This is a genomic window from Streptomyces doebereineriae (assembly GCF_031845645.1).
Taxonomy (GTDB): Bacteria; Actinomycetota; Actinomycetes; order Streptomycetales; family Streptomycetaceae; genus Streptomyces; species Streptomyces canus.
This window is the reverse complement of record NZ_JAVREZ010000010.1, coordinates 98838-111285: the sequence shown is the minus strand read 5'-3', so window position 1 is coordinate 111285 and position 12448 is coordinate 98838. Positions and strand designations below refer to the sequence as shown.

14 protein-coding genes are annotated in these 12448 nt (G+C 69.9%); 11 read left to right on the top strand and 3 right to left on the bottom strand.

From position 1 onward, the window contains the following. Nucleotides 1-72: 72 nt before the first annotated feature. The gene (locus RNB18_RS53775; protein WP_394817684.1) at nucleotides 73-147 is read left to right on the top strand and encodes a putative leader peptide; all 75 of its coding nucleotides are present in this window, start codon (nucleotides 73-75) and stop codon (nucleotides 145-147) included. A 134-nt stretch (nucleotides 148-281) separates the two neighbouring features. After that, complete coding sequence (locus RNB18_RS27665; RefSeq protein ID WP_311716810.1) at nucleotides 282-1541, top strand: vanadium-dependent haloperoxidase; 1260 nt, start codon at nucleotides 282-284, stop codon at nucleotides 1539-1541. 447 nt (nucleotides 1542-1988) lie between these two features. Here RNB18_RS27665 and RNB18_RS53770 read toward each other — a convergent pair whose 3' ends face one another. Then, entirely contained in the window at nucleotides 1989-2303 is a 315-nt protein-coding gene (locus RNB18_RS53770; protein ID WP_394817688.1) for a hypothetical protein, read from the bottom strand. A gap of 666 nt (nucleotides 2304-2969) precedes the next feature. Here RNB18_RS53770 and RNB18_RS27655 point away from each other — a divergent pair. From RNB18_RS27655 to RNB18_RS27615, 9 genes are read left to right on the top strand one after another with little or no spacing between them, the layout of a single operon-like run. Next, nucleotides 2970-3866 (top strand): TauD/TfdA dioxygenase family protein, encoded by an 897-nt coding sequence (locus RNB18_RS27655; protein WP_311716809.1) that lies wholly within the window; start codon nucleotides 2970-2972, stop codon nucleotides 3864-3866. Further along, nucleotides 3866-4756, top strand: a complete 891-nt coding sequence (locus RNB18_RS27650; protein ID WP_311716808.1) for an ABC transporter permease — start codon at nucleotides 3866-3868, stop codon at nucleotides 4754-4756. Before RNB18_RS27655 ends, RNB18_RS27650 begins: the two co-directional genes overlap by 1 nt. Continuing rightward, on the top strand, nucleotides 4753-5484 hold the full coding sequence (locus RNB18_RS27645) for an ABC transporter ATP-binding protein (protein ID WP_311716807.1): 732 nt from the start codon (nucleotides 4753-4755) through the stop codon (nucleotides 5482-5484). The genes RNB18_RS27650 and RNB18_RS27645 overlap by 4 nt, the downstream gene beginning before the upstream one ends. A 60-nt stretch (nucleotides 5485-5544) precedes the next feature. Further along, a complete protein-coding gene (locus RNB18_RS27640) occupies nucleotides 5545-6597 on the top strand; it encodes an ABC transporter substrate-binding protein (protein ID WP_311716806.1) in 1053 nt (350 codons plus the stop codon). Nucleotides 6598-6630: 33 nt separating this feature from the next. After that, nucleotides 6631-7986 carry an LLM class flavin-dependent oxidoreductase gene (locus RNB18_RS27635; protein ID WP_311716805.1) on the top strand — a complete coding sequence of 452 codons (1356 nt, stop codon included), beginning with the start codon at nucleotides 6631-6633 and terminating at the stop codon, nucleotides 7984-7986. Then, on the top strand, nucleotides 7979-8725 hold the full coding sequence (locus RNB18_RS27630; protein ID WP_311716804.1) for an ABC transporter ATP-binding protein: 747 nt from the start codon (nucleotides 7979-7981) through the stop codon (nucleotides 8723-8725). Before RNB18_RS27635 ends, RNB18_RS27630 begins: the two co-directional genes overlap by 8 nt. Then, nucleotides 8722-9540, top strand: a complete 819-nt coding sequence (locus RNB18_RS27625) for an ABC transporter permease (protein ID WP_311716803.1) — start codon at nucleotides 8722-8724, stop codon at nucleotides 9538-9540. The genes RNB18_RS27630 and RNB18_RS27625 overlap by 4 nt, the downstream gene beginning before the upstream one ends. 28 nt (nucleotides 9541-9568) lie before the next feature. Beyond that, nucleotides 9569-9934: an FAD-dependent oxidoreductase gene (locus RNB18_RS27620; RefSeq protein WP_311716802.1), complete on the top strand. Its 366-nt coding sequence runs from the start codon at nucleotides 9569-9571 to the stop codon at nucleotides 9932-9934. Nucleotides 9935-9990: 56 nt separating this feature from the next. Further along, on the top strand, nucleotides 9991-10254 hold the full coding sequence (locus tag RNB18_RS27615; protein WP_311716801.1) for an FAD-binding protein: 264 nt from the start codon (nucleotides 9991-9993) through the stop codon (nucleotides 10252-10254). 141 nt (nucleotides 10255-10395) lie between these two features. Here RNB18_RS27615 and RNB18_RS27610 read toward each other — a convergent pair whose 3' ends face one another. After that, nucleotides 10396-10767: a MerR family transcriptional regulator gene (locus RNB18_RS27610; RefSeq protein WP_311716800.1), complete on the bottom strand. Its 372-nt coding sequence runs from the start codon at nucleotides 10765-10767 to the stop codon at nucleotides 10396-10398. 59 nt (nucleotides 10768-10826) lie between these two features. Next, nucleotides 10827-11861, bottom strand: a complete 1035-nt coding sequence (locus RNB18_RS27605; RefSeq protein ID WP_311716799.1) for an MDR family NADP-dependent oxidoreductase — start codon at nucleotides 11859-11861, stop codon at nucleotides 10827-10829. Nucleotides 11862-12448: the final 587 nt, after the last annotated feature.

Genomic DNA, 12448 nt, shown 5'->3' with positions numbered 1-12448 from the left:
GCGTCGTTGCAGTCACGAGCGGTCAACCTCCGCCCGTTGACCGTGGGTTGGGGCAAATGTAGCGTCCCCGGCATGTGGATCTCTCTGTGGTTCACCCGGCGGCGCGCCGTTGATCTGTTGCGTGTCGCCGCCGCGCTGTGTAGCTGACCCTCACCGCACCTCACTGCACCGCACCGCTCGTCCCCACGCCCGCCCGCCGTTGGTAGCGGTGCCGAGTGCGTGCACGTCGGTGCGTGTGCCCAGGCAACAGCAATCACCCGCACGTCCGAGAGGGAGTACCCGTGAACCCGCTCAGAACCCGCCGCTCCGCCCTGCAGGCGTTCGGCTCGGCCACGCTGCTGGCCGCCTCCGCCACTGTCACGTCCGCTGCTGCCGCCGTAGCGGACGAACGGACGTCGAGCCCGTCCGTGCTGCTCGACTGGTACAACACGACGGCCGTGACCATCGCGGCGGCCGGCGCCGCCACGCAGATCACCAACAGCCGCACCTGGGCCGTCAGTTGGCTCGCGGCAGCCCGAGCCACCCGCCAGGTACCGCCCGGCGTCGGCCGGAGGGACTTCCAGGACGCGGCTCTGGCATCCGCCGTACACGATGCCCTGGTGGAGCTGATCCCGTCCCGCGCCCGGGAACTGGACACCGTGCTGGGCACGACACTGGACCGGATCCCGGACGGGCCGGCCAAGTCGAAGGGTGCGGCGGCCGGCGCGCGCGAGGCACGGCTGGTCCTCGCCTCCCGTGAGGGCGACGGTCTCGACCCGGCCTCGGTGAACGCGCCGTTCACCGTGCCGCCGGCGGCCCCCGGTGTGTGGCAGCCGACGCCACCCGCCTATGCTCCGGCCGTGCAGTACGGCAACCGGCTCGCCCGGCCCTTCCTGCTGGACAGCCCGGACCAGTACCGGCTCCCCGCCCCGCCCGCCCCGGACTCCGCGCGCTACCGTGCCGACCTGGCCGAGGTGCGGGCGTACGGGGCCGTGAACAGCACAGCACGCACCGAGCGGCAGACCGAGACCGCCACCTTCTGGTTCGGCTCCTCCCTGACGCTGTACACCGAGCCGCTGCGGGTCGCCGTGGCCCGCTCGCAGCGCTCAACCCCGGCGCAGGCCGCGCTGGTGGCACTGTTCCACATCGCCGCGGTGGACACGCAGATCGCCACCTCCGACACCAAGTACGCCTACCTGCGCTGGCGCCCCGTCACCGCCATCCGCACCGGTGCGATCGACCCCGATCCCGAGTGGTCCCCGCTGCACATCACGCCGGCCCACCCCGACTATCCCAGCGGGCACAACACCTACGCCGGCGCAGCGGAGACGGTCCTCACACTCAGCGGACCGCGTACCGCGCCGTTCGAGCTGACCAGTCCCACCGCTCCCGGAGTGACCCGCACTTACACAGCCTGGAGCCAGCTGTCCCAGGACAACCTGGACGCCCGCGTCTACTCCGGCATCCACACCCGCTCCGCCGACGAGGCCGGTCTCGTCCTCGGCAAGCGGGTCGCGGGGCACGCGCTGCACAACGCGGAACGCCTGTTCGACGTGCGGTGAGCGGCCGCTGCCTCCCGCAGTGCCTGCGCCACGGTCCCGGGGCGCCCGGGTGGTAGGTGACCGAGCGGAGGGCGCCGGTGTAGCGGAAGACACCGTGGCGCTCGTACAGCGGCCAGAAGACCGGGGACTTGCGGTCGACGCCCACACTGACGCCCTGGAACGGGACCATGCCGAGGAGCTGGTGGACCGGTTCGGGCGCGGCGCGTGCGGCGCCGTCCACGGCAAGGGCGAAGCGCCGGCGCAGACCCGGTTCGGCGGTGGCCGTGAGGAGGACGGTGCGGGTCCCGGGGGGCGAGGGGCCCGTGTCCGTCTCGCGCAGGGCGCCGTACTCGTTGTACGCGGAGTGCAGGCGGCCGTCGTCGACGTACAGGCTGTAGCCGCCACCGTGGTCGCGGTGCGAGACCAGGACGTCCGCGTCGACCGTGACCGTGAAGGAGTCAAAGGCGATCAGGCGGGACGAAAGGTGGCGCTCGAGTTCGGGCGTCCCCGGAGCAGGGTGACCTGGCGGCCGAGCCTTACCTCTGCCGGGTCGCTCAGGGCGAGGGCCTCGGAGGCGTCCTGGAGCGGGAAGACGCCGTCGCGCCAGGCACCTCGACGCCTCGACGCCGACAGCCACGAGGCGTTCGGCCGCCTGCTGGGCGAGCCCGTGGCGCACCCGACCGTGCCCTCCTCGGCCAGGGTGCATCCGACCGCGTATCCAGTTGGCCCTACGGGATGCTCCGCCAGGCCGGAGCGGACGATGACCTGTTCGATCGTGTCCACGCGCAGGTGGACCGCCCGAAGCCGCGCGGCGAGGAGCCGGGCGAGCGTGGCCTTGCCGGAGCGGTGCGGTCGGAGCCGGGCAGGCCCGCATCCACGTTTCCGCCATGTGAGACCTGTCCGGAACTTATTGACCGACGGGGCGGGCGTCTGCTCAACTCACTTTCCATGACCCCGCGCGTGGATTTGACCCGGAGGCGCCACATCGACCTGGCGCACGTCTCCAGCGCGTTCTGTTGTCGTTGATCCGGAAAGTGTGTCGCTGATCCGCGAAGCGGCCCTCGGCAGCGGCCGGTAGGGACTGCGGCTTCCACCGCAAGACCACCCTCGTCCCCTCTGTCCTCATCGCCCGTGCTCCCTCCGTGGGGAGTATGTGCGGGCCGACTTGAGGTCCGCGAGGGGATGTTCGTCCCCTGCGCGCAGACAGCCTGTCGTGCACGTGACGCGGGCCCTCAAGTCTTCCGCAGGACACCCCGGTCAGCCGCCGCTGACCAGCGCGATCGCACTACCTCCAGGGCTTGACCCCCGTCCGGCACTTCTCGAGCAGTTGTCGGTCCCTCGCATCGTGCCCGGACCGGGTACTGACTGCGCGGCCGATCCCTGCCCGTCGCCCGTTCACTCCGACTCCCGGCACCGCAGTGCCCCCGGATTCTCCAAGAGGGACCTCCCATGCCTCCGTCCATCCGCAAGCTCACGGGCCGCATCGGCGCGGTGGTCGAGGGCGTCGTCCTCACGGCGCCCCCCGACCCCTCGACGATCACGACGCTCCGTCATGCCCTCAACGAGCACAAGGCGATCGTGTTCGACGACGTGCGCCTCGACAACGCCGGTCAGGAGCGCGTTGCCGAGTGGTTCGGCGACCTGACCACCGCCCATCCGAACGTGCCGGCCGCCGACGGTACGACGAACGTGCTCGCCGTCGACAGCGAGACGTCCAAGGCGAACGAGTGGCACACGGACGTCACCTTCGTGGTCAACCCGCCGCAGTTGACCACGCTCCGGTCCATCGTGATCCCGCCCTACGGCGGCGAGACGTTGATCGCGAACGCCGCCGCGGCCTACCGGGACCTGCCCGAGTCCCTCCGCGCCCTCGCGGACTCGTTGCGCGTCGTGCACACCAACCAGTACGACTACGCGCGCACTTCGGCCACGACGGCCGAACGGCAGGAGTACGACCGTGTCTTCGTCTCGACGCCGTACGAGACAGAGCACCCTCTCGTGCGCGTGCATCCGCTGACGGGCGAACGCGGGCTGTTCATCGGCGGGTTCGCCAAACGGATAGTCGGCCTGTCGAGCGGTGAGTCGGCCGATCTGCTGCGCATCCTGCAGTCGTATGTGACCCGCCCGGAAAACATCCTGCGCTGGACCTGGGCCCCCGATCAGCTGCTGATCTTCGACAACCGGATCACCCAGCACTACGGCGTGGACAACTACGACGACCACCCGCGCCGCCTCAATCGTGTGACCGTCGCGGGAGACGTGCCGGTCGGCGTCGACGGCCGCCGCAGCGAACCGCTCGTCGGTGACGCCTCGCACTACAGCAAGGTGCTGGAGGTGGCAGCCTGATGACCGAGGTCAGCATCGAGAGACCGGCCGTCGGCTCGGCGGGCACCGAGCCGACGAGTGCCCCGGTGCGCGAGGTGTTCCTGCCACGCGACGCCCGCCGCCAGACTCTGCTCCATACGCTCCGCGAGCGGCTGCGCTGGCCGCTTGGCATCTACACCACTCCGGTCGTGATCCTCATCGCCTGGGAGATCCTCGCCAGGGCCGGAGTCCTGAAGAAAACCTACGCTCCGGCACCGACCTCCATCGTCAAGTCCGCCGTCGATCTGTGGCAACAGGGCGTCCTCGGGCCGGACCTGGCCATCTCGCTGCAACGGGCCGGCATCGGTCTCGCGATCGGTCTGACGGTGGGCATCGTCACCGGTGTGCTCGGCGGTCTGCTGCGCAGTGGCGAGTACCTGTTCAACGGCGTCGTGCAGATCCTGAACACGATCCCGCTGCTGGCGGTGCTGCCGCTGATGATCGTGTGGTTCGGCATCGACGAGCTCACGAAGGTGCTGCTGATCTCGTTCGGCGCGGGCGTCCCGATGTATGTCAACCTCTTTGCCGCGATCCGGGGGGTCGACCAGCGGCTGATCGAGATGACGCGGACGACGGGCGCAGGCACCTGGCGCCTGGTGACGCGGGTACTGGTGCCCGGAGCCCTGCCGGGGTTCCTGGTCGGCCTGCGGTTCTCCCTCGCCTACAGCGTCCTGGGTCTCGTCGCCGCCGAGACGGTCAACGCCGACAAGGGTCTCGGCTTCCTCATCACCCAGGGACAGACATACCTGCAGACCGGCCAGGTCTTCGTGGGGCTGGTGATCTACTCGCTCCTCGGTCTGCTCGCCGACCAGTTCGTCCGGGCCCTCGAGCGGGTGCTGCTGCGGTGGCGCCCCAGTTATGAGGCAGCATGAGCACCACCGTTCAGACGCAACCCCGGCAACAGGCCGGCGCGGTCGTCGAGAAGGTCGTCCGCCGGTTCGGGGACCGGGTCGTCCTCGACCACTTGGACCTCACCATCGCCGACGAGGAGCTGGTGGTCCTGCTGGGCCCCTCCGGCTGCGGCAAGAGCACCCTCCTGCGGTTGCTCGCCGGCCTCGACCGACCCGACGGGGGGCGGGTGGAGGTCCCGGCGAAGCGCGCGATCGTGTTCCAGGCCGACCGGCTGCTGCCGTGGCAGCGGGTGCTGCGCAACGTCACCCTCGGTCTGCACGGACCGGGCGCCGACCAGCGGGCCCTCGACGTGCTCGCCGAGGTCGGACTCTCGGGCCGTGAGAAGGCATGGCCCAAGGAGCTGTCCGGCGGCGAGGCCCAGCGGGTGTCGCTGGCACGTGCGCTGGTCTCGGAGCCCGAACTCGTGCTGCTGGACGAGCCGTTCGCGGCGCTCGACGCGATCACTCGGCTGCGCATGCACGACCTCGTACGGGCGCTGCGGAGCAAGCACCACGCGGCCATGCTGCTCGTCACCCACGACGTCGACGAGGCGATCGCACTGGCCGACCGCGTCCTCGTCATGAGCAACGGACGCATCGGCACCTCCCGCCTCGTCGGGCTGTCGGCCGCGGATCGTGAGGCGAGCGTCGCGCGAGAGGAATTGCGCTCCGCACTCCTGGATGACCTCGGTCTGGCCAACCAGCACTGACTTCTCCCCACCACACCGACTTACTTCTCCCACCCCAGCACAGAAAGCACGTGAGAACCCATGTCCAGAAGACCCTCCCGATTCGTCGCCGCCGCCGGCCTGCTCGCCCTGGGGAGCACCCTGGTCGCGTGCGCATCGACGTCGGAGGCCGCCGCGCCGCTGAGCAGCTCGAGCGGATCGGGTGCCGGCAGTCACCCGGAGTGGAAGAAGTACACCTTCACCATCGGTGACAACGGCGGCGACGGCAGCCAGGAGCTGGCGAAGATCACCGGCGTGTTCGACAACGCGCCCTACAAGGTGAAGTTCGCCCGCTTCACCTACGGCCCGCCGCTGGTGCAAGCGGCTGCGTCGGGCGACATCGACCTGGGCAGCGTCGGTGACGTACCGCCGATCACCGGCGCCGCGAAGGAGTACGGCTTCAAGGTCGTCGCCGTCAACCGTTCCCTCAGGCCCACCCAGGCGAACGAGAACATCATCGTGCCGAAGGGCTCGACGCTGAAGACGCTCGCGGACCTCAAGGGCAAGAAGATCGCTGTGCCGCAGGGCAGTTCGGCCCACGGTCTGGCACTGAACGCGCTCAAGAGCGTGGGCCTGACCCCCAAGGACGTGAAGCTGGTCTTCCTCGACCCCGCGGCCGCCGCCACGGCGTTCAACACCGGCAAGGTGGACGCCTGGTCGATCTGGAACCCGCAGTCGGCGATCGCGGTCAAGAACGGCGCACGGATCCTGGCCAAGGGTCTTCCGCCGATCGACCAGACGAGCAGCTACTACGTCGCGAGTGAGAGTTCGCTGAACGACAAGACCAAGCGGGCGGCTCTCACCGACGTCCTGCAGCGTCTGGCCCACGAGTTCGCCTGGGCGATCAAGCACGAGGACAAGTACGCGGAGGCGATCTCCAAGGAGGAGGGCATCCCCTTGGACGATGCCAAGACGTCCCTGGAGACCTTCGAGACCCGGGTGACCCCGGTGGAGAAGTCGGACATCGCCGCGGAACAGCAGCTCGCCGACGCATTCCTGGAGGCGGGCCAGATCACCAAGAAGGTCGACGTCTCGTCGATCACCGACAACCTCCTCCCGGCCGGCTACGACAGCTCGAAGCTGTCGGTCGGCTGAGCCGGCGCACCAAGAACGGACTGGAGAGCACCCATGAGTGACCCGACAAGACGCCGGCTCCACCTCAACGCCTTCCTCATGGAGGCGGGCCACCACGAGGCGGCCTGGCGCCTCCCGCACAGCAACCCGCGGGCGGACTTCGACCTGCGGCACTGGATCGAACTGGCTCAGCTGGCGGAGAGCGCCAAGTTCGACTCGCTGTTCCTCGCGGACGGCCCGGCTCTCATCGGCACCGGCGAGTTCCGGCCGCCGGGCCAGCTGGAGCCGCTCACCCTGCTGACCGCGCTGTCGCAGGCGACCAGCAGGATCGGACTCATCGCGACCGTGTCGTCGACGTACAACGAGCCGTACAACCTCGCTCGCCGGCTCGCGTCGGTCGACCATGTCAGCGGCGGCCGCGCCGGCTGGAACATCGTCACCTCGGCCGGAGCCGACGAGGCGGCCAACTTCGGCCTCGTCAACCGCCCCGACCACGCCGAACGCTACGCCCGTGCCGACGAGTTCCTGCACATCGCCAAGGCACTGTGGGACAGCTGGGAGTCCGAGGCCGTCGTCGCCGACAAGACCACGGGGCGCTACGCCGACCCCGCCCGGCTCCACAGGCCCGACCACCGGGGCACGTACTTCTCGGTGGCCGGCCCGCTCAACGTCGAGCGTCCGCCGCAGGGTTACCCCCTGCTCGTGCAGGCCGGCTCCTCCGAGGACGGCAAGGACTTCGCGGCACGCCACGCCGAGGCGATCTTCACCGCCCACCAGACGTACGAGCGAGCGGCCGGCTTCTACGCCGACATCAAGGCACGGACCCGGGCCGCGGGGCGTGACCCGGACGGTGTGATCGTGCTGCCGGGCATCGTCCCGTACATCGGGTCGACCGAGGAGGAGGCCCGGGCGCTGGCGAAGGAGTTCGACGAACTGCGGGTCCCGGAGTACGGACTGCGTCAGCTGGCCGCGGTCTTCGAAACCGAGCCGTCGGTCTTCGAACTCGACGCGCCGCTGCCGGACTTCATCCTCGCGAGACCGAAGCTGGAGGGCACGCAGAGCCGCAGCGACCTGATCATCGAACTCGCCGTACGTGAGAAGTTGACGGTACGACAGATCATCTCGCGGCTCGGGGGCGGCCGCGGTCACTTCGAGTTCATCGGGACGCCCGAACAGGTGGCGGACACGATCATCGCCTGGTTCGAGGGCGGTGCCGCGGACGGGTTCAACATCATGGCGCCGGCTCTGCCGTCCGGCCTGGAGAGCTTCATCGAGCACGTCCTGCCGATCCTGCGCGGCAAGGGGCTGTTCCGTGAGGAGTACAAAGGCACGACCCTGCGCGAGCATTATGGGCTGCCGGTGCCGCCCAACCAGTTCCACCCGGAAGCGACGCGAGTGTCCGGTGGCTGACAGAAAGCCGCCTGCTCTGCTCGTCCGGGGGCTCAGTAAGACGTACGGGGACGGCTTCACCGCCGTCGCCGGTCTGGACCTGGAGATCCCCGACGGCGCGTTCTTCGGGTTGCTCGGCCCCAACGGCGCGGGCAAGACGACGCTGATCGGCTCGGTCTGCAACATCGTCCGTCCCACCACCGGCACGCTCACCGTCTTCGGTCACGACCACCGAAGCCGTGCGGCCCGGCGCCTGCTGGGCCTGGCCGAGCAGGAGATCAATGTCGACCGGTTCCTGTCGATCCGGCAGATCCTGATCTACCACGCGGGATATCACGGCATCGGCCGGAAGGCGGCCGTCCGGCGTGCGGACGAGTTGCTCGAGGTGTTCCGGCTGGACAGCAAGGCTGCCGCGCGTGCCTATGAGCTGTCCGGGGGCATGCAGCGGCGTCTCGTGCTCGCGCGGGCGCTCATGCACCGTCCGCGTCTGCTCATCCTCGACGAGCCGACCGCCGGCGTCGATGTCGAGCTGCGCTCGGAGATCTGGCGACTCGTCAAGGGCCTCAATGCGGCGGGCACCACCGTCCTGCTGACGACGCACTACCTCGAGGAGGCGGAGACGTTGTGCGACGAGATCGCGCTGCTGCGCGCGGGCCGGATCGTCGACCGCGGCTCAGCGGCCCTGCTGCGGGACCGCTACGAGGCCCGGGACATCTCCGAGGTCTACGACCGGGTGATCACCGGGGAGGAGGTGGCATGACGAGCAGCGCAGACGCCCTGCTGGCTGTCCCGTCGTACGACGGGCCCTTCAAGCCCGAACGGTCGCCGTTCCTGTGGCTTTTCGAGCGCGAGGTCCTGCGGTTTCTGACCATCTGGCGCTACAGCGTCGTCGGTCCGGTGCTGTCGACCGCACTGTTCGTCGTCGTCTTCGGGTCGGCTCTCGGACGGCACGTCGACACGGTCGACGACGTCTCCTACGGCGGGTTCATCGTGCCCGGACTCTTCGCGCAGGCGATCGTCAACGTCGGCTTCTTCAACGGGACGACCAGCCTGTTCGAGGCCCGGCGCGACCGGTACATCCACGACGTGTTCGCCAGTCCGCTGCGCTGGTGGGAGATCAACGCGGCACTGGTGAGCGGTGGTGTCGTCCGAGGCGCCGTCGTGGGCGGGGGAGTGCTGGCGGTGGCTCTCCCGCTCACCGGCGGCGGGAGCGTCGCCCGCCCCCTCGTCCTGCTGTTCGGAACCCTCGGGGTGCTCCTGGTCGCCGCGCAGGTGGGCGTGATCGCGGGCAGCCTCGCGAAGTCGCTCGACCACGTCTACTCGATGGAGTCGATCGTTCTGCTGCCGCTGGGCTTTCTCGGCGGCGTCTTCTACTCGGTACGGCAACTGCCCCCGGCCTGGGACGTCCTGAGCCACCTCGACCCGGTCTTCTGGCTGGTCCAGGTCGAGCGGATCGGCTTCCTGGGCCAGGGCGATGTCGGCGCGGGGTGGGCCCTGCTCGTGGTCTGGGCCCTCGCGGCCGCACTCTCGGCGTGGTCCGCCGCGATGTTCGCCTCCGGCCGTCTCAAGCCCTGATCGCCGGTCCCGGGAAGGAACGCATGCCATGACGAGCCCCGATTCCGAACACACGCTGACCACCGACGTACTCGTGGTCGGCGGCGGCCCCGCGGGCACCTGGGCCGCGATCAAGGCCGCCCAGGCCGGCGCCGAAGTCGTTCTGACCGACAAGGGCTACACCGGCGCGAGCGGTGCGACCGCAGCGGTCGGTACCGGCATCTGGTTCGTCGACGATTTTCCCGAACGGCGGGAGGCCGCCATGGCCGGCCGGGAGGGCCTCGGTGGCCTACCGCGCCGACCGGGACTGGATGACGCGCGTCCTCGACGAGGCTTATACCCGCATGGACGAACTCGCCCGGGTACAGCGCTACCCGTTCCCCGTCGACGCCCATGGGCACCAGATCCGCAGTGATCTTCAGGGGCCCGAGTACATGTGGCGCCAACGCATCCGAGTGCAGCGAGGGGGTCGTGTCGGGCGCGCGGGCGCTGGATCGCACGACCAGTGAGACCGTCCGCATCCAGGCGGGCACGGTCGTGCTCGCCGTCGGCGGGTGCGCGTTCCAGTCCAAGACCCCCGGATGCGACGTCAACACCGGGGACGGTGCGCTGTTGGCCGCCGAGGCGGGAGCGCAGCTGTCCGGGATGGAGTTCTCCAACGCCTACGCCATAGCTCCGAAGGGCACGTCACTGACCAGGACCGCCTCGACCGAGGCCCTGATGGCGTTCCGGTGATTGCGAGACAGGACAGCTGCCAGACCTGCTTCCAGCGTCAGGCGTACTGCCCGACCGACGCGCTGTTCGTTGCACTGCGCTCGGTGCCCGTACCGCGGTCGGGCCTGAGTTCCCTGAGTGAGCCATGTGCGAAAGGTGTCGTCACGGCTGTCGGTAGCTGCGCAGTGCCAGGCGGGCGCGCAACCGGGTCAGGCGGTCGATCTCGGCGTCGAGGGCCGCGAGTCTGCGGTCGACCACCCCGGAGCCGGGGATGTCGGAGTCGGGGCGCCCGCACCGCCGTTGGGGATTCTCGACCAGCAGGCCGATCCGGTCGGCGACGCCACGCAGATCCTCGACGGTGAGCCCGAGCGCCAGCAGCTCACGGATGACGCGGACCCTGACCACCTCACCCGGACCGTACTCACGCTGCCCGGTGGCGGTGCGCCGCGGTGGTGGCAGCAGGCCTCGTTCCTCGTAGAACCGCAGTGCCCGCGGGGTGGTCCCCGCGGCTGCCGCCGCATCTCCGATCCGCATGTCCGTCCTCACGCCTCACGCCGCAGCCTCCGTCGCCGCGAGCCGAACGTGACGACGCTTCACCCTGGCGGCAACTCGACGACCACGGTCCCGAAGTGCCGCCCCTCGAACAGTTCCTGCAACGCCCGAGGAGCGCGATCCATGCCCGGGATCCGTACCTGCGGGAAGGTGATCTCGCCGGAGCGCAGCCACTCTCCGAAGCGCTCGGTCCATTCCTCCCTCACCTCCGGATGGTCCGCGCCGCTGTAGCCGTGCAGCGAGATGCTTTGGTTGACCAGCCGGAACGTGTCGATCTCCGCGGGTGCGCTGCCACCGTCCCGGTGTGGCGACAACTGTCCTGCCAGCGCGCCGACCAGCGCGAAACGGGCACCCCGGCGCGCAGCGCGAACCGCCGCGGCCAGCTGCTCACCGCCGACCGTGTCCAGCAGCACGTCGATGCCGTCCGGCGCCGCCGCGGCCAGTTGCTCGTCGATCGGCGCGGATCCCGGCACCACGACCGCGTCGTAGCCCAGTTCCGCCCTCAGCCGCTCTGCCTTGTCCGGCGAACGGGTGCTCCCGATGACCCGCGTGGCGCCCAGCAGCCGGGCGACGGGGCCTGCCAGCGTTCCCACAGCTCCCGCCGCGCCCGTGACGAACACGGTGTCGCCGGGGCGGACTTCGGCGAGCCGGGTCAGTGCTCCGTAGGCGGCCGACCCGGACGACAGGTGGGCCACCGGGTCGGGCAGGGCATTGACCAACGGAGTGCATTCGGCTGCCGGCACCAGCGCGTGCTCGCGCCAGCCGAGCATGTGCACGACGGAGTCCCCGAGGCGCAGCGGACCGCCGGGCCCGACCGCGACGACCTCACCAACAGCGGGACCGAACAGCGCGTCACCGGCGTGAATGCGGGGCAGCGGTACGCCGTCGGCGTGGCCGCCGATCAGAGTTCGCAGCCCGGGGAACACGAGGAAGTACTGGTTCCGGACGACGACTTGTCCCGGTCCGGGGACGGGGACCGGCTTTTGCATGATGGCGAAGTGCTCGGGCCCGGGCAGCCCGTCGGGGATGTCGGCCAGCAGAATCTCGCGGGTCGCGGAAGGCAGGACAGCGGCCATGTCGGGGCTCCTGGACGGGTTGGAGGGTGAGCACGGGCTGCAAGCAGCCGGACCTTTCCGGCTTTCGGAGCGCAGACGTTAACCCCTGACGTGCGCGTCAAAGGCAAGGTGGTTGCGGCACCCGCACGAGAGCAACTCGTCGACAGGCATGGCAGGTTCACTCGCGCGGTGGAGTGCTTACGGGAACGAGCGGCTGCCACCCATTGCGCGCCACCGGTACAGACGGGCCGGCGAGGTGCGACCTGCTGTCCGGCGCACCACTACCGCCCCGAGGGCAGGTCTCCGCAGCCACAGCGGCCGACGTCCCAGGGCGGTCGCCTACCTGACGCATCGCCCCGCTGGCACCTTCCGCCCCGCGTGCCAGCACCCTGCCATGCCGTTGCCGCGGCTTCTGACTCGTCATCGCGCCGTGGACCAAGGACGTTGGCAGAGGCGTCAGGTAACGCGTGATCAGCTGGTCGTCCGGCACAGCGCGGCGGTCACAAGGACGACGGCTGGACCGATGCCGCCCAACGTCGGTCATTACGTCCGCCGCTTCGCCCTGTGCAACCCTGCCTGCGACGGTCACCGCCGCGCGGGCGGCCGGT

Bases quoted from the DNA above. Each gene is read 5' to 3' on its own strand.
- RNB18_RS27605 (WP_311716799.1), bottom strand. From the start codon at position 11,861: ATGGCCGCTGTCCTGCCTTCCGCGACCCGCGAGATTCTGCTGGCCGAC.
- RNB18_RS27635 (WP_311716805.1), top strand. From the start codon at position 6,631: ATGAGTGACCCGACAAGACGCCGGCTCCACCTCAACGCCTTCCTCATG.
- RNB18_RS27645 (WP_311716807.1), top strand. From the start codon at position 4,753: ATGAGCACCACCGTTCAGACGCAACCCCGGCAACAGGCCGGCGCGGTC.
- RNB18_RS27655 (WP_311716809.1), top strand. From the start codon at position 2,970: ATGCCTCCGTCCATCCGCAAGCTCACGGGCCGCATCGGCGCGGTGGTC.
- RNB18_RS27625 (WP_311716803.1), top strand. From the start codon at position 8,722: ATGACGAGCAGCGCAGACGCCCTGCTGGCTGTCCCGTCGTACGACGGG.
- RNB18_RS27620 (WP_311716802.1), top strand. From the start codon at position 9,569: ATGACGAGCCCCGATTCCGAACACACGCTGACCACCGACGTACTCGTG.
- RNB18_RS27610 (WP_311716800.1), bottom strand. From the start codon at position 10,767: ATGCGGATCGGAGATGCGGCGGCAGCCGCGGGGACCACCCCGCGGGCA.
- RNB18_RS27640 (WP_311716806.1), top strand. From the start codon at position 5,545: ATGTCCAGAAGACCCTCCCGATTCGTCGCCGCCGCCGGCCTGCTCGCC.
- RNB18_RS27650 (WP_311716808.1), top strand. From the start codon at position 3,866: ATGACCGAGGTCAGCATCGAGAGACCGGCCGTCGGCTCGGCGGGCACC.